The sequence below is a fragment of the Agrobacterium burrii genome (assembly GCF_017313405.1).
In the GTDB taxonomy this organism is placed as follows: Bacteria; Pseudomonadota; Alphaproteobacteria; order Rhizobiales; family Rhizobiaceae; genus Agrobacterium; species Agrobacterium burrii.
In genome coordinates, this window is sequence record NZ_JAFLNA010000013.1 from 99,117 (window position 1) to 114,609 (window position 15,493).

General features: G+C 62.6%; 13 protein-coding genes. 11 read left to right on the top strand and 2 right to left on the bottom strand.

Features of this window, described 5'->3' with window-relative positions; genetic code table 11:
* Positions 1-5 precede the first annotated feature (5 nt).
* Together JZX89_RS21765 and JZX89_RS21770 are read left to right on the top strand one after the other, a co-directional pair.
* Positions 6-407 carry a DUF3085 domain-containing protein gene (locus JZX89_RS21765; RefSeq protein WP_065664456.1) on the top strand — a complete coding sequence of 134 codons (402 nt, stop codon included), beginning with the start codon at positions 6-8 and terminating at the stop codon, positions 405-407.
* A gap of 128 nt (positions 408-535) precedes the next feature.
* Positions 536-5,626, top strand: a complete 5,091-nt coding sequence (locus JZX89_RS21770; RefSeq protein WP_065664455.1) for a helicase-like domain-containing protein — start codon at positions 536-538, stop codon at positions 5,624-5,626.
* 95 nt (positions 5,627-5,721) lie between these two features.
* Here the strand turns inward: JZX89_RS21770 and JZX89_RS21775 are convergent, their stop codons facing one another.
* The gene (locus JZX89_RS21775) at positions 5,722-6,081 is read right to left on the bottom strand and encodes a winged helix-turn-helix transcriptional regulator (protein ID WP_045231734.1); all 360 of its coding nucleotides are present in this window, start codon (positions 6,079-6,081) and stop codon (positions 5,722-5,724) included.
* 82 nt (positions 6,082-6,163) lie between these two features.
* Here JZX89_RS21775 and JZX89_RS21780 point away from each other — a divergent pair, with 82 nt between their 5' ends.
* The 6 genes from JZX89_RS21780 (at position 6,164) to JZX89_RS21805 (ending at position 11,253) form a co-directional block, all read left to right on the top strand.
* On the top strand, positions 6,164-7,147 hold the full coding sequence (locus tag JZX89_RS21780; protein WP_207135311.1) for a zinc-dependent alcohol dehydrogenase family protein: 984 nt from the start codon (positions 6,164-6,166) through the stop codon (positions 7,145-7,147).
* Positions 7,148-7,527: 380 nt separating this feature from the next.
* The gene (locus tag JZX89_RS21785) at positions 7,528-9,288 is read left to right on the top strand and encodes a ParB N-terminal domain-containing protein (RefSeq protein WP_045231732.1); all 1,761 of its coding nucleotides are present in this window, start codon (positions 7,528-7,530) and stop codon (positions 9,286-9,288) included.
* Between the two features lie 96 nt (positions 9,289-9,384).
* Positions 9,385-9,858 (top strand): UCP036055 family protein, encoded by a 474-nt coding sequence (locus JZX89_RS21790; RefSeq protein ID WP_045231731.1) that lies wholly within the window; start codon positions 9,385-9,387, stop codon positions 9,856-9,858.
* Positions 9,855-10,742, top strand: a complete 888-nt coding sequence (locus JZX89_RS21795) for a DUF7007 domain-containing protein (protein ID WP_045231730.1) — start codon at positions 9,855-9,857, stop codon at positions 10,740-10,742. Before JZX89_RS21790 ends, JZX89_RS21795 begins: the two co-directional genes overlap by 4 nt.
* On the top strand, positions 10,739-11,047 hold the full coding sequence (locus JZX89_RS21800) for a hypothetical protein (protein WP_045231764.1): 309 nt from the start codon (positions 10,739-10,741) through the stop codon (positions 11,045-11,047). The genes JZX89_RS21795 and JZX89_RS21800 overlap by 4 nt, the downstream gene beginning before the upstream one ends.
* Complete coding sequence (locus JZX89_RS21805) at positions 11,044-11,253, top strand: hypothetical protein (RefSeq protein ID WP_045231729.1); 210 nt, start codon at positions 11,044-11,046, stop codon at positions 11,251-11,253. Before JZX89_RS21800 ends, JZX89_RS21805 begins: the two co-directional genes overlap by 4 nt.
* Before the next feature lie 19 nt (positions 11,254-11,272).
* Here JZX89_RS21805 and JZX89_RS21810 read toward each other — a convergent pair whose 3' ends face one another.
* Entirely contained in the window at positions 11,273-11,578 is a 306-nt protein-coding gene (locus JZX89_RS21810) for an alkylphosphonate utilization protein (RefSeq protein ID WP_045024867.1), read from the bottom strand.
* A gap of 517 nt (positions 11,579-12,095) precedes the next feature.
* Here JZX89_RS21810 and JZX89_RS21815 point away from each other — a divergent pair.
* The 3 genes from JZX89_RS21815 to JZX89_RS21825 all read left to right on the top strand — a co-directional run bounded on the left by JZX89_RS21815 (position 12,096) and on the right by JZX89_RS21825 (position 14,873).
* On the top strand, positions 12,096-12,695 hold the full coding sequence (locus JZX89_RS21815) for a hypothetical protein (RefSeq protein ID WP_045231728.1): 600 nt from the start codon (positions 12,096-12,098) through the stop codon (positions 12,693-12,695).
* Between the two features lie 313 nt (positions 12,696-13,008).
* The gene (locus JZX89_RS21820) at positions 13,009-13,935 is read left to right on the top strand and encodes an ArdC family protein (RefSeq protein WP_045231727.1); all 927 of its coding nucleotides are present in this window, start codon (positions 13,009-13,011) and stop codon (positions 13,933-13,935) included.
* Positions 13,935-14,873, top strand: coding sequence for a hypothetical protein (locus JZX89_RS21825; protein ID WP_045231726.1), 939 nt, complete (start codon positions 13,935-13,937; stop codon positions 14,871-14,873). The genes JZX89_RS21820 and JZX89_RS21825 overlap by 1 nt, the downstream gene beginning before the upstream one ends.
* Positions 14,874-15,493: the final 620 nt, after the last annotated feature.

The window sequence follows — 15,493 nt, forward strand, 5'->3', positions numbered from 1 at the left end:
CGGCGATGTTCACCTTTTCCGTGACGGACATCCACGTCGTCATGATGCGCGGACGGCTGGACGCCTACCTCAACGGCGGTTTCCGCAATCCCCACTACGGAATGTTTCCGGGCCGCGATGAGAAGCCCGGTCTTTGGCTGGTCGGCGACGAGGGCGTCTACATCCTCTCCAACGGTAAGCTCGCCAAAGGGCAGCGGCCGTTCGTCGTCTATGCCGAAGAGTGCGATCCGAAGACCAACCCTGACTACTGGCAATACAAGCGCCAGCATTTCGGCGGCGATGACGGGGTCGAGTTTCTCGACGGTGCCATGCTCGTGAAGCTGATCGCTGCCAGCCCCGGCTGCACGCATCTGAGGATTGCCTTCCACGAGGATTCGATGCAACTCACCGTGATCGCGCGAGATTAGCGATCCGTCGACGCTCGCTGTCTGGGGGCCGTCCATCCCACCCAGTCCTCTTTATCCCCGCACGTCGTTAGCCGACAGGAACCTTCCTTCGGGACGGCGACGCGCGCCTTCATCCAGGAGATTCCAGCATGTCACATGACGATCCCTTCACGATCGATCTTTTCGGCAACACCGCGCATTCGTCCGGCCTCGGCCTTGGCGTGACGGCCTTCGCCAGCAACTTCGAGCCCGACGACGATCCGGATCCCACAACTCCGGCGCCGGCTTTGCCGATCGCCGCGGTCGTGCGGCCGTCGTTCCCGGCGGGCCGTGCCCCTGGCCTGAACTTCCATCTCGCCGATGACCGTGGTCTCGCCCGCAGCTGGAAGGACCGTGCGCGCGACAATATTGCCGCGATCCGGCTCGCGGCCGAGATCGAGGCGGGCGAACGTCCTGCGACGCGCGAGGAACAGGAGACGCTGATCCGCTTCACCGGCTTCGGTGCGTCCGATCTTGCCAACGGCGTCTTCCGCCGTCCGGGCGAGCCCGAATTCCGCAAGGGCTGGGACGAGATCGGTTCCGATCTCGAGGATGCGGTCGGCGAGACCGACTATGCCTCGCTTGCCCGCTGCACCCAGTATGCCCATTTCACCCCGGAGTTCATCGTCCGGGCGATCTGGTCTGGCCTTCAGCGTCTCGGATGGCGCGGGGGCCGGGTGCTGGAGCCGGGGATCGGTACGGGCCTGTTTCCGGCGCTGATGCCGGAAGCGCTTCGTGATCTGTCGCACGTCACCGGCGTCGAGCTCGATCCCGTAACGGCACGCATCGTACGGCTTTTGCAGCCGCGAGCGCGGATCCTCACCGGAGATTTTGCGCGCACGGAGTTGCCGGCGAGCTTTGACCTTGCCATCGGCAATCCGCCTTTCTCGGACCGGACCGTCCGTTCCGACCGCGCCTATCGCTCGCTCGGGCTGCGATTGCACGACTATTTCATTGCCCGGTCGATCGACCTGTTGAAGCCCGGGGCTTTCGCAGCCTTTGTTACCAGCTCCGGCACGATGGACAAGGCGGATTCCTCGGCGCGCGAGCATATTGCCAAGACGGCGGACCTGATTGCCGCCATCCGCCTGCCGGAAGGCAGCTTCCGGGCCGACGCGGGAACCGACGTCGTCGTGGACATCCTCTTCTTCCGTAAACGCAAGGTCGCCGAGCCCGAGGGCGATCTTTCCTGGCTCGACACGGACGAAATCCGGCCCGCCACGGAGGATGAGGGCGCCATACGTGTCAACAGGTGGTTCGCCCAGCATCCGGAATTCGTGCTCGGTACCCACGCGTTGACCGCCGGTCCTTTCGGCGAGACCTATACATGCCTTCCGCGTGACAGCGAGGATCTCGCCGCGGCGCTGTCGGCCGCCGTCCATCTTCTTCCGGAAGGCCGCTATGACGGCGAGCCCACCGCGATCGATCTCGATCTTGAGGGCGCGACCGAAGATATTCCTGCCGATCGTCCGTCCGGCCAGCATGTCCGCGAAGGCAGCTTCTTCTTCCACAACGCCCGAGGACTCATGCAGGTGATCGATGGCCAGCCGGTCACTATTACGGTCCGAAAGGGCCGCAGCGCGGACGGTATCCCGGAGAAGCACGTCCGGATCATCAGGAAGCTGATCCCGGTCCGTGACGCGGTACGTCAGGTGCTGAAGGCCCAGGAGCTGGACCAACCCTGGAAGGATCTGCAGGTCAAGCTGCGCATTGCCTGGTCGAGCTTCGTGCGCGACTTCGGCCCGATCAACCACACCACGGTCTCGATCAACGAGGATCCGGAGACAGGCGAGACGCGCGAGAGCCATCGCCGGCCTAATCTCCAGCCGTTCGCAGACGATCCCGATTGCTGGCTGGTCGCCTCGATCGAGGACTATGACCTCGAAAACGATACGGCAAGGCCCGGGCCGATCTTCACCGACCGTGTCATCTCGCCGCCCGCGCCGCCGGTGATCACCAGTGCGGCGGATGCGCTCGCCGTGGTGCTCAACGAACGTGGGCACGTCGATCTCGACCATATCGCGGAACTTCTGCACCGTAATCCCGAAGACGTCGTCACTGAGCTTGGCAGCGCGATCTTCCGCGACCCCGCCGACGGGTCCTGGCAGATGGCCGACGCCTATCTGTCCGGTCATGTCCGCGAGAAGCTCAAGGTCGCGGAAGCTGCGGCCGCGCTCGAGCCCGCCTATGAGCGCAACGTCTCGGCGCTCACTGCCGTCCAGCCGGTCGATCTGCGCCCGTCGGACATCACCGCGCGCCTCGGCGCTCCGTGGATACCGGCTGGAGATGTCGTCGCCTTCGTCAAGGAGACGATGGGAACCGATATCCGGATCCATCACATGCCCGAACTGGCGTCATGGACCGTCGAGGCCCGCCAGCTTTCCTACCTCGCCGCCGGAACATCCGAATGGGGAACGGACCGCCGCCATGCCGGCGAACTGCTGTCCGATGCCCTGAACAGCCGGGTGCCGCAGATCTTCGATACGATCAGGGACGGCGACAGCGAAAAGCGGGTTCTCAACGTCGTCGATACCGAAGCGGCCAAGGAAAAGCTTCACAAGATCAAGCAGGCCTTCCAGCGCTGGATATGGTCCGATCCCGATCGCACCGACCGGCTGGCACGCGTCTATAACGACCGCTTCAACAACATCGCGCCGCGAAAGTTCAACGGCGATCATCTCAAACTTCCAGGCGCCTCAGGCGCCTTTGTTCTCTACGGGCATCAGAAACGCGGGATCTGGAGGATCATCTCGGCCGGCTCGACCTATCTCGCCCATGCCGTCGGCGCCGGCAAGACCATGACGATGGCAGCAAGCATCATGGAGCAGCGGCGTCTCGGCCTGGTCGCCAAGGCGATGCAGGTCGTGCCGGGGCATTGCCTTGCGCAGGCCGCGCGCGAGTTCCTGGCGCTCTATCCCACGGCTCGCATCCTCGTTGCGGACGAGACAAATTTTTCGAAGGACAAGCGCGCCCGGTTCCTGTCGCGCGCGGCGACGGCAACCTGGGATGCGATCATCATCACGCATTCCGCCTTCAGGTTCATCGGTGTGCCGGCGGTGTTTGAACAACAGATGATCCACGACGAACTGGAGCTCTACGAAACCCTACTCCTAAAGGTCGAGGATGAGGACCGCGTCTCTCGCAAGCGCCTCGAGCGCCTGAAGGAAGGGCTGCAGGAGCGGCTCGAAGCGCTTTCCACCCGCAAGGACGATCTCCTCACCATCGCCGAGATCGGCGTCGACCAGATCATCGTCGACGAGGCGCAGGAGTTCAGAAAGCTCAGCTTCGCAACCAATATGTCGACGTTGAAGGGCGTCGATCCGAACGGCTCGCAGCGGGCCTGGGATCTCTATGTGAAATCCCGTTTCATCGAGACGATCAATCCCGGCCGGGCGCTTGTCCTCGCTTCGGGCACGCCGATCACAAATACGCTCGGCGAAATGTTCTCTGTCCAGCGGTTGATGGGCCACCCGGCGCTGATGGAGCGCGGCCTGCACGAGTTCGACGCCTGGGCGTCAACCTTCGGCGACACCACCACCGAGCTGGAGCTTCAGCCTTCCGGCAAGTACAAGCCGGTCTCCCGCTTCGCGAGCTTCGTCAACGTGCCAGAACTGATCGCGATGTTCCGCAGCTTCGCGGATGTCGTGATGCCGGCGGACTTGCGCGAGTATGTAAAGGTGCCGGCGGTCTCGACCGGCAGGCGCCAGATCGTCACGTCGAAGCCAACACAGGCGTTCAAGCACTACCAGATGGTGCTGGCCGAGCGCATCAAGGCGATCGAGGAGCGCGACCGGCCGCCCGAACCCGGCGACGACATCCTGCTTTCCGTCATCACCGATGGCCGGCATGCGGCGATCGACCTGCGCCTCGTGGATGCCGACAATGACAATGAGGCGGACAACAAGCTCAACAGTCTCATCTCGAATGCCTTCAATATCTGGAAGGCGACCGAGGGCAGCACCTATCTCCGCCATGATGGCAAGCCGTTCGAACTGCCAGGTGCTGCGCAGATGATCTTTTCCGATCTGGGCACCATCAGCGTCGAGAAGACCAGAGGCTTTTCCGCCTATCGCTGGATTCGTGACGAACTGATCCGCTTAGGCGTGCCGGCATCGGAGATCGCCTTCATGCAGGACTTCAAGAAATCGGAGGCGAAGCAGCGGCTGTTTGGCGACGTCCGGGCAGGCAGGGTCCGGTTCCTGATCGGCTCGTCGGAGACGATGGGGACCGGCGTCAATGCGCAACTGCGGCTAAAGGCACTCCATCATCTCGACGTGCCCTGGCTCCCTTCCCAGATCGAGCAGCGCGAGGGCCGCATCGTGCGCCAGGGCAACCAGCATGACGAGGTCGATATCTTCGCCTACGCCACCGAAGGCAGCCTCGATGCCACGATGTGGCAGAATAATGAGCGCAAGGCCCGGTTCATCGCGGCGGCCCTTTCCGGTGATACCTCCATCCGGCGTCTCGAAGATCTCGGCGAGGGGCAGGCGAACCAGTTCGCCATGGCCAAGGCGATCGCCTCGGGCGACCAGCGCCTGATGCAGAAGGCGGGGTTGGAGGCCGACATCGCGCGGCTGGAACGCCTGCGCGCGGCACACATTGACGACCAGCACGCCGTTCGCCGCCAGCTTCGCGACGCCGAACGCGATATCGAGTATGCCACGCGGCGGATCGCAGAGGTTGGCCAGGATATCGAGCGTCTGCTTTCGACCGCTGGCGCCGCCTTCTCGATGACGGTCATGGGCAAGGTCTATGCCGAGCGCAAGGAGGCCGGTCGTGCCTTGATGAAGGAGATCCTGACCCAGGTACAACTCCAGCAGGACGACGAGACGGTGATCGCGTCGATCGGCGGCTTCGATTTGGAATATCGCGGCGAACGCTTCGGCCATGACAATTATCGCTACACCACCATGCTGATGCGCACCGGCGCGGATTTCGAGATCGATCTGCCCGTGACGGTCACGCCGCTCGGTGCCGTCTCCCGCCTCGAGCACGCGCTTGATGATTTCGAGGGTGAACGCGAGCGCAATCGCCAGCGCCTTGCTGACGCCCGCCGCAGGCTCGCGTCATACCAGACGCGCGACGATGGCGGCGACTTTGCCTTCGCCGGCGAGCTGGCCGAGAAACGCTTGCAGCTTGCGGAGGTGGAGGCTTCACTGGCCGCGGATGTTGAGGGCGCGGCACCGCCAATGGCGGCGTAAAATTTTAACAGTGAGACAAAATCGCCGGCGTTGAATTTTCATGGGAGTTTCTATCGCGCAAGTGAAAGTCTCGCGACAGTCCGACCTTGATCGCCCTATGCGTTTTCCTCGTTTCTTTGAAGTCGCTCTCCCCAATCCCGCATCGCTATCAGGACGGGAGCAAGGGAAATGCCCGACGCGGTGAGTTCATATTCCACCTTCGGCGGCACCTCCGGGTAAACAATCCGGTTGATGACCCCATCCGCTTCCAGCTCGCGCAATTGTAAGGTCATCATGCGGGGGGTAGCGGCCGGTACGAGGCGACAAAGCGCATTGAAGCGCAGCTTTCCTTCCAGGAGGTGAAACAGGATAACCGGCTTCCAGATGCCGCCGATGACCGACAGGGTTGCCTCGACCGCGCACCCCGTCTTGTCGGCGCGGCGGCGTGTGCGCTTAATGGGGATACTATCATTCATGATACTACATGCGTAATTTGTGTGTACTTCATAGATATGACTTGTATCCCTATGGTGGATCTCTCAAAAGGAGATATCTCACATGCACCGATACATTCTGACCGGAAACGAAACCCGCCATCTCAAGCTCACGCAAGGCGACGTGCGCCAGCCCGAAAAAGGCGAGGTTGCCGTAGACGTGCGATCTGCTTCGCTGAACTACCGGGACCTGGTTATTGCCAGGAACTTCAAGGACGTTGTTCCGCTCTCGGACGGCGCGGGCGTTGTAGCAGCTGTTGGCGAAGGCGTGGAAGACTGGAAGGTCGGCGATCGCGTCGTAATCGGCTTCATGCCCGGATGGGTGGAAGGCCCGATCACCCCCGCGAAGAAGGCCACAAGTCTCGGCGGCCAGACGATGGACGGCGTGCTGACGGAACGTATCGTTGTTCCATCGAACAGTATCGTGCGCATTCCCGATGCCATGACGTTCGAGGAGGCCGCGACCTTACCATGCGCCGGGGTGACCGCATTTTCGGCCCTGTTCGAGCGTCGGCCCTTGCAGCCAGGTGAAACGGTCCTCCTGCTCGGAACTGGTGGCGTTTCGATCTTCGCCCTTCAACTCGCAAAACTGGCGGGCGCCCGTGTCATCATCACCTCCAGTTCCGACGAAAAGCTTGAGCGTGCCCGCGCGCTCGGGGCGGATGAAATGATCAACTGTCGCCGCACAACGGCCTGGGAGGACGAAGTGCTGCGTCTGACGGACGGTGTCGGTGCTGACCTGGCGGTGGATGTGGCAGGCCCCGCGACGCTCAGTCAAACGCTCAAGGCCACCCGGTTCGATGGGCGTATTTCACTCATGGGCGTGCTGACCGGCTTTGACGGTCATATCGATACAGGGGCGATTCTGGAAAAGAGGATCACGCTGCAAGGGATCTATGTCGGTCCGGTCGCGACACTCGCCGCCTTGGTGAGAACCGGCATCAAGCCGCAAGTCGATCAGGTCTTCCCGTTCGCCGAAGCCGAAGCTGCCTATAATGCACTTCGTGATGCAGGACACTTCGGCAAACTGGTCGTGAACATCGCGTAAAAACACCAGCACCCGCAGAAGGCTCAAAGCGCCTACCGCATATCTCAGGTCGATTTTCTGTATCCGGTCTTCGCAAATCGCGACCGATTATTTTGAATTTATATAATCGCTCTCCTGAAATGAGAAAATAGGGAAAGGGGGAAGCTTGCTCGCAGATCGGGCAGGCCGCTGACGCTTGCGCTCAACCGCGCCACTCGCGATCCCGGCCCGTCGCCCTGCGCAGGGCTGTCAGCCCTGCTTGACCAGCCGGGCAGGGATGCTCAGCCGCAGTTGCACCGGCCCGTCCGCTCCGCGGTCTGGGAAGTGTCTTCGGAAAGAACTGAAGACGAAAAAGGGGCTGGCAAGGCGCCGGCTCAGCAATCCCCGAAGGAGCCAATCTCATGCAAATCCTTAAACTCGACCCCCGCGGGCTGAAGGACAATCCCGACGATGCGCGCCGCTCGAAATCGTCCCCACAAGCCGATGCACTGCTGCTGGCTACGGTGAAGGCTGTCGGCATTATCCAACCTCCAGTGGTCTCACCCGAAACCGATGGCGGCAACGGCTATATCATCCAAGCAGGCCATCGCCGTGTCCGGCAGGCCATCGCCGCTGGCCTTGAGGAAATCGAGGTGATCGTCCGCGAGGCTGCCAACGACAATGGCGCCATGCGCTCAATGGTCGAAAATATCGCGAGAGAGCCTCTTGGCGCCGTCGACCAATGGCGTGGCATCGAACGTCTCGTCGCTCTCGGCTGGACCGAGGAAGCGATCGGTATCGCGCTCGCCCTGCCGGTCCGGCAAATCAGGAAGCTTCGGCTTCTGGCCAACGTGCTGCCGGCCATGCTCGACCATATGGCGCTCGGCGATATCCCCAACGAGCAGCAGCTGCGCACCATCGCGGCCGCTTCGCTCGACGAGCAGAGGGAGGTGTGGAAGGCGAACAAGGCCAAGAAGACCGAGCGGGCGGACTGGTACAACATCTCCCGGTCTCTTTCAAAGACGCGCATGTTTGCCAAGGATGCGAGCTTCGGCGACGATCTTGCCAGCGCCTACGGAATCGAATGGGTCGAGGATCTGTTTGCACCAGCTGACCAGGACAGCCGATACACCACTAACGTGGAAGCGTTTCTCGGCGCCCAGCAGGAATGGATGACGACGACGCTTCCGAAGCAGGGGTCGATCGTCGAGGTCAACAACTGGGGCCAGCCGGAGCTGCCCAAAAAGGCGGAACGCGTCTACGGCAAGCCTTCGAAATCCGACCACGTCGCCATGTATCTCGACCGTGACGGCAAGGTGCAGTCGGTCGCCTTCCGCATGCCCGAGGACAAGAAGAAGGGCAAAGGCGGCGCGGCGACCGCGGGCGGTCTAGCCGAAGCCGATGATGCAATCGTCGACACGCCAAAGCCGCGCCCGGATGTGACCCAGAAGGGGCAGGACATGATCGGCGACTTCCGCACCGACGCCCTGCATGAGGCGCTTGGACGCGCCCCGATCGAGGACGACATGCTGATGGCCCTGCTCGTGCTTGCATTCGCCGGCCTGAACGTCCGCGTGGATTCCGGCGCGACCGATACCGTGTTCGGGTCGAAGCGCTTCAAGCGCCACGCCGCCCGGCTGATCGGCGAAGACGGCAGGCTCGCCTTCGACGTGGAGACACTGCGCGTGGCCGCGCGTTCGATGCTGATCGATGTGCTGTCGTGCCGGCGGGGTATGTCCAACAGCGGGGTGATCTCCAGGATCGCAGGTCACGCGATCGGCGCCGACAACTTCCTGCCGAACATGGGCGCGGAGGACTTTCTGCTGTGCCTGTCTCGCCAGGCGATGGAAGCAGCGGCGAAGGAGGCGAACGTGCTTGCGCGCCAGAAGGTGCGGGAGACTCGTGCGGCTCTCGTTGATCATTTCAGGCAAGAGCGCTTCGTTCACACGACCGCACTCTTCGCGCCCGATCCGCAGGACATCGTGGATCTCATCAAGAGTGGCGAGGTTCTCGATGCCGACGACAGCGCGGAAGAAGCAGACGTCGATGAGTCCGACCTTGATAGAGAAGAGGGCCTCGCCACCCCCGAAGACGAGGCCGACCTTCCAGACAGCGCCGACGATGCTCCCGAAGCCGTCGATCCTGACGAAGAGCAGGATGCTTACGGGATCGCCGCGGAGTAGCCGCGTCCCTCCTTCTCCTTCCGAATGATTGTGCGCCGCCGGTGATTTCCACTGGCGGCGGCTTCGTTTCCAACTCTAAAGATCAAGGAGATCAACATGTCCGCACATCTCGCATTCCTGGCGCCGATCGGCACCGTTCTGGCGTGGTCCAACGGCCAGCCGCGCCCGCCGGAGCGCCATCGCAAAAAGCTCTCCGCGTGGAAGACCAACAACAGCAGAGGCCGGCTGATACGCAAGCAGGACGAGCGCGGCGCCGGCAACATCAGCCTGCCGCCCAGCTTCACGCTCCACGAAGGCGACTATGGCAGCGGCGGTGTTATTGCGATCCGCGTCCACCGCACATTTTCGCTGGAAACCAGCCTGATGTTCACCATCGTCGAACGTCCGGCGGTCGGCAGTTACCGTGTCTTCGACCGCCCTGGCGACAGCGCCGAGCTCGTCCATCTCGCGGCGAGCCGGCAGGCTGCCGAGGAATGGCTGACCACCCATGGCTATCCGTTCGCCGTTCTCGAGGACGTCACGGCGGATGAGATCGCCGCCGATGTTGTGGAAGGGAGGGCTGCCGCATGATCGATCTTCCCAACACGAACATGCCCGACTGCACCCCCGGATTTCCGGGGGTTTTCTTTGGTCTGTCCTGCGAAGGGTTCCCCGTCGCCCGCGTCGGCGATCACGCCTTTGCCATGCTGCCAGGTCAGGCCGGGCGGCATTATCTGGCCACCGGCTGGAAGATTGGACGTCCGCTTCCCGAGTGGCGACGGGGAGACTTCTACGGTCATTGCGGCGAACTCGCCGATGAGGCGGCTTTTAGTGCACACGTCCTCGAACAGGCCGAACATCAGCGCGAAATACAGGCGCTCGGACGTCGGAATACCGCCCCCCATGTGCATACGCCATGGGGTTCGGCCCAGCACTCGACAACCTATGCCGAGGGGATCGAATTCCACTCCACTGCAAGCCACGGCGGCTTCAGGCTCTCGGCCGACCGAAACCGCGCGGTCCATCCGCTGCTCCGGGCGGACGACGGGTTCTACGAGGAGGATTGCGCTTGGGCTGCCGTGGCGCACACCTTCCCTGAACTGTTCACCAGCTTCGAGAAGCGTTGCGCCAGCGAGACGCTAAAGGATTGGGAGCCCGATGCGTGGGAGGCGATTTTTGCGACTGTGCTTGCTCACGGCGAATCTCATGTGAAGGATCGCCGCGCGTTCGAGCTCGAGCACGCCAGCGACTGGATCGTGATCTCGGCACTTCGATCGGATCATCATCCAGGCATGACCGAGGTAATCGCCACGCGCGCAGGCAGGCGCGATCATGGCGGCGAGGAACGGCGATTTCTCGTGCCGTCACCCGAATACGAAGCGGGCCGTTTCGGCTTCATCATCGATGAAGCGCGCCACGCAGCCTACGACGGTCCATCAAGCTTTGCCTCATGGACGAGGAGGACGGCGGCATGAACCGGTCCATCGATCGACAGGCGGAATTGCGGCGCATGGAAGAAGCGTGCCGGCAGACGCGGCATCAGCTCGACATGATCGACCGCCAGATCATTCGCAGGATGACCGCGCTGATCCCATCGCTTGGACGGCGCAAATACGGATATCGCCGCGTCAGGCCTCCTGAACCCGAAGCCTTCCTCACCCGCTACCGCTCCAATCTTGCGGCGATCACCGCGCAGCGCCAGCCAGAGATCGATGCTCTGGCGCGCAAGCTTATGCGGCAGCAGTCCGCGATTGCGGCATTGCAGGAGACGATACCATGAAGCGCCATGAACCGCTTCCGTCCCTCACGGATCAGGAGGTAAAGGCGCTTCAGCATTACGCAGCGAGGCACGGCCGATCATGGAAGCGCATCCTCAACACCGTCTGGATGGGCGAAGCGCGCTGCGATGACGGCCAGATCCTTCGCAAGCTGCGCAACACGCACGGCCCGACCTGGCTGGACCGCTATCGGCTGCCGAAACCTTGAGCAATCGGCACAGCCCTGATCAACGCTTGCGCACGAACTCGGTGCGCAGGACCAGGCCTTTGATTGCATCATGCCGGCAGTCAATCTCTTCCGGATCGTCTGTCAGCCGGATCGAGCGGATGACCGTGCCCTGCTTCAAGGTCTGGCCGGCGCCTTTGACCTTCAGGTCCTTGAGCAGCACGACGGAGTCGCCATCGGCCAGCACGTTGCCGGAGGCGTCGCGCACTTCTGCGGCTTTTGCTTTTTCGGCGGAAATCTCGGATGCCGGACGCCATTCTCCGGTTGCTTCGTCATAGACATAATCGTCGCCGCTATGATCGCTCATCTGCGGTGTTCCTTTCGCGAATACTGTTGGTCGGTCGTAACGCCAGATGCGCGTCTATCGGGGAAAGGCGGGGCAAGCAAATCAGAGTGATCTGACAGGCACATCGGGCATATCGGCGATCCATTCTGGCGACGTGGAGCACCAGTGACGTCAGCATGGAAAGACCAGCTTGCAGGTGCGGGCCTGGCGCGCATTTTGCATGACCTCCTTTCCGGCTTCGGCATCCGGGATCAGCCCCTTGGCCGTTCTGTCCTTCGGTTTCGTGGCGGTCTGAACCAGCGCCCGTCCGGTTCAAGGCCGCTGTCGCGCCGCGGGACGGCCGGTCATGCCGCTCTCGACAAAACAGGAACGCGGGCTTCGCAGAACCGTGGGTTCCGCTTGCCCGCCCACCTGCTTCGCTCGATCAGGCCTGCCCGGACCCTGAACCGCCCGGCTTGCGCCGGTTCTTTTCGACCGCACCGAAGGACAGAACGGCCAAGGGGCCGATCGCTTCGGGCAAACCGAAAAGGAAACCATCATGGCAAAGCCCGCAACCTCTTCACGTCAAGCTTCTCGCCCTGCCGCCCGTGTCGTGCAGCTCCGCAAGGGCGCCACGATCGAAATGGTCCGCCTAACATGCCCCGATGAAGCGCAGGCGCTCCGGATCGCCGAAAGCTTCGGAACGGCCATCCTCGACAGCGACGGCATCCGCGACATGCACGAGCGCCTTATCGTCGAAACCGCGACTGGCCTCTCCGAGGGCCTCGGCGAACGGGCGATGCAGATCCATCTCCAGCGCATCGTCGGCGCCTATGTCGGATCGGCCCATGGCGCTGGCCAGTTCTACAGCAAGGCCGTCACCGAAGCACGCGATGCGACCGCCAAGGGTGCGTCGGACGCTCGCGACGAGGATATCGATGGCCCGGTCGGTTACGACAGCGCCGCCCAGCGCAAGCGCGAGTTCGCAGCCGACATGGGTATTCAGGCCCACGCGCTCCGCCTGGCAGCTGAAGGCGCCGTCGCAGCCTACGAACAGATTGTCGGCGAAGCGTGGAAGCCTTTCGATCGGCCGGTCGACAATCCCGGCCAGACGCTCGACCGCAAGGCGGCCGCAGCGCAGATGGACGCTCTTGGCTGAGACGTCTCCGGCGGAGCATCCAGCTCCGCCTTCGTCGGGACGAGGCCGTCTCACTCCGAGGCGGCCATTTTTTGTGTCGCCGTTGGAGTAAAGCTCAATGGGGAAACAGAGGAAAGACGAAGAGACGCGGGGCGACATCGCTGCCCCGTCCCGTTCGTCGGTCCTGCAGGATCCGGCGGCAAGCCGCAACGGCTGCGCCGTCCTCCACTGGCGTTCCGGCCGTTCCGGTGCGCCTTCCCCCTGATCGCTCCTGCTTTCGGCCCTCCGCGACGGGGCCGCGATGGGCGCGGCCTCCTGAAACGGAGGTTTGGAAATGAGCAGGAAAACAGCAAACACGCGGACCGATATCTATGCACGCATCACCGACAGGATCGTCGCCGATCTGGAAAAGGGCGTGCGCCCATGGGTGCAGCCGTGGAGTGCGGCCAATCTATCGGGCCGGGTGAGCCGGCCGCTTCGTCACAACGGACAAGCTTACACCGGCCTCAATGTTCTGCTTCTGTGGTCGGAGAGCGTCGCCAGTGGTTTCATGTCGTCAACATGGATGACGCTGCGCCAGGCAAACGAACTCGGCGCTCACGTGCGCAAGGGCGAGAGCGGCGCGACCGTCGTCTATGCCAGCCGCTTCACCAAAACCGAGACGGACGCGGGCGGCGGAGAGGTCGAGCGCAATATTCCCTTCCTGAAGGCCTATACAGTTTTCAATTGCGATCAAATCGATGGCCTTGCAGATCATTATTACAGTCGCCCCGAACCGATCGCGAAACCGCTCGAGCGTATCGAGCATGCCGATCGCTTCTTCGATAACACGGGCGCTGTCGTCCGTTACGGCGGCGACAAGGCCTATTATTCTCCTGCCTCCGACCACATCCAGCTGCCGCGGCCCGAACAGTTCCGGGACATGGCCTCTTTCGTTGCGACGAGAGCGCACGAAACCTTGCATTGGGCGGGCGGTCCCGCCCGACTGAACAGGGACCTGAGCCGCTACCACAAGGATCGCCGTGAGAGGGCGTTCGAAGAGATGCTGGTGGAGCTTGGGGCAGCGATGATCTGCGCCGATCTGGGTATCGTGCCAGAGTTGGAGCCTCGGCCGGATCATGCCGCCTATATCCAGAGTTGGGCCGAAATCCTCGGATCCGACAAGCGGGCGATCTTCAATGCGGCGGCGCATGCGCAGCGCGCTGTCGCCTATCTGCACGACCTTCAGCCGCAGGCAGCTTCCGGAAAGGAGGCGGCCTGATGCTCCAGGTGTCGAACTTTACCGGGGATGGCGCGTCCTCCCCGATCCGGCTGCGGGCGCTTTCGCTCGGCGCCGGCGTCCAGTCCACCACCATGGCGTTGATGGCAGCGCATGGTGAGATCGGGCCGATGCCCGATTGCGCGATCTTCGCCGATACTGGTTGGGAGCCAAAAGCCGTCTACGATCATCTTGAATGGTTGATGTCGCCGAATGTCGTTCCGTTCCCGATCCATGTCGTCTCGGCCGGCAATATTCGCGACAATCTCATGGACGCCGCTGCCGGCAAACGGTGGGCTTCGATTCCGGCTTTTGCAAAAACCGTGACGCCAGCCGGGAGCGCACGACCGGTTCTCGATGAGGACGACGACGGCGAACTCGTCCAGATCGGTTCCCGCGCGACATCGCGCGAGACCGTATCGATCGGCATGATGCGCAGGGCCTGCACTGCGGATTACAAGATCGTGCCGATCCGGAGGAAGGTCCGGGAATTGTTGGGCCTCACGCGCAAGCGATCACCTGATCATCCCGTCGCGGAGCAGTGGATTGGCATTTCGACAGACGAGGCCAGCCGGATCAAACCCTCGTTCGAGGACTGGCAGATCAATCGTTGGCCGTTGATCGAACAACGCATGAGCAGGCGCGATTGCCTGGCCTGGTTGCGCCGTCATGATTATCCGACGCCCCCGAAATCGGCCTGCATCGGATGCCCGTTTCACGATAACGGACGCTGGCGCCACATGCGTGATCATGATCCGGAAGCCTGGGCAGACGCGGTGAAAGTCGATCGAGCGCTGCGGACCGGCATTCGACGCATCCGTGGCGAAGTTTATCTTCATCGCTCATGTGTTCCTCTTGACGAAGCCGACCTGTCGACGGCCGCCGATCATGGCCAACTCGATCTCTGGCCCATCGAATGCGAAGGCATGTGTGGCGTCTAGGGCAGCCTTCCGGCGCTGCGGTAACGGCTGACCGCTCCATTTGGAGCGGAAGAGGCACCGCCATATGGTGGAACTCTGCCGTGAAAGACGCCGGCCCAGTCAGTTTCTGAAGTGGGGGACACGTTCCATGCCGACCAGCCGTTGCGGTGTGGGGCGCTGAGGGCAAGGGGGATCGCAGCATAGCGGAGGCCCTTGCCGGTTGGGAGGAGACACCATCCAGTCGAAGATGGCTCTGATGTCGAACGGTCGGTAATGCAGACGCACCCATCGGCGATGGCGTCGAAGGGAACGGCAGCTCCGCAGCCGTGACGTGGTGTGAGCATGGTCCCGAAAACGATTGTGCCAGCGGCGTGCTGGTGGTGAGTTCAACGATTGGTCTCGCGGCATGTCGTGGTCGATCCGGTTCGGACAGGCCACACCCACGCAGACCTCGATGAATCTGTTGTGACCGAAGGACGCCTTCGTCTCGATCGCCTTGGCCGCAACGGCCATACGCAACTTTCTTCCCCTGCGAACAGGTTCGCATTCCTCGCGGGCCAAGAAAGCCGCTCCCGGCCGTCCTCCACTTCGTTCCGGCCGCCAGCGGTGCGGCGTCGATCGCCGTCGGTCTTAACACCGTC

Bases quoted from the DNA above. Each gene is read 5' to 3' on its own strand.
- JZX89_RS21765 (WP_065664456.1), top strand. From the start codon at position 6: ATGTTCACCTTTTCCGTGACGGACATCCACGTCGTCATGATGCGCGGA.
- JZX89_RS21770 (WP_065664455.1), top strand. From the start codon at position 536: ATGTCACATGACGATCCCTTCACGATCGATCTTTTCGGCAACACCGCG.
- JZX89_RS21775 (WP_045231734.1), bottom strand. From the start codon at position 6,081: ATGAATGATAGTATCCCCATTAAGCGCACACGCCGCCGCGCCGACAAG.
- JZX89_RS21780 (WP_207135311.1), top strand. From the start codon at position 6,164: ATGCACCGATACATTCTGACCGGAAACGAAACCCGCCATCTCAAGCTC.
- JZX89_RS21785 (WP_045231732.1), top strand. From the start codon at position 7,528: ATGCAAATCCTTAAACTCGACCCCCGCGGGCTGAAGGACAATCCCGAC.
- JZX89_RS21790 (WP_045231731.1), top strand. From the start codon at position 9,385: ATGTCCGCACATCTCGCATTCCTGGCGCCGATCGGCACCGTTCTGGCG.
- JZX89_RS21795 (WP_045231730.1), top strand. From the start codon at position 9,855: ATGATCGATCTTCCCAACACGAACATGCCCGACTGCACCCCCGGATTT.
- JZX89_RS21800 (WP_045231764.1), top strand. From the start codon at position 10,739: ATGAACCGGTCCATCGATCGACAGGCGGAATTGCGGCGCATGGAAGAA.
- JZX89_RS21805 (WP_045231729.1), top strand. From the start codon at position 11,044: ATGAAGCGCCATGAACCGCTTCCGTCCCTCACGGATCAGGAGGTAAAG.
- JZX89_RS21810 (WP_045024867.1), bottom strand. From the start codon at position 11,578: ATGAGCGATCATAGCGGCGACGATTATGTCTATGACGAAGCAACCGGA.
- JZX89_RS21815 (WP_045231728.1), top strand. From the start codon at position 12,096: ATGGCAAAGCCCGCAACCTCTTCACGTCAAGCTTCTCGCCCTGCCGCC.
- JZX89_RS21820 (WP_045231727.1), top strand. From the start codon at position 13,009: ATGAGCAGGAAAACAGCAAACACGCGGACCGATATCTATGCACGCATC.
- JZX89_RS21825 (WP_045231726.1), top strand. From the start codon at position 13,935: ATGCTCCAGGTGTCGAACTTTACCGGGGATGGCGCGTCCTCCCCGATC.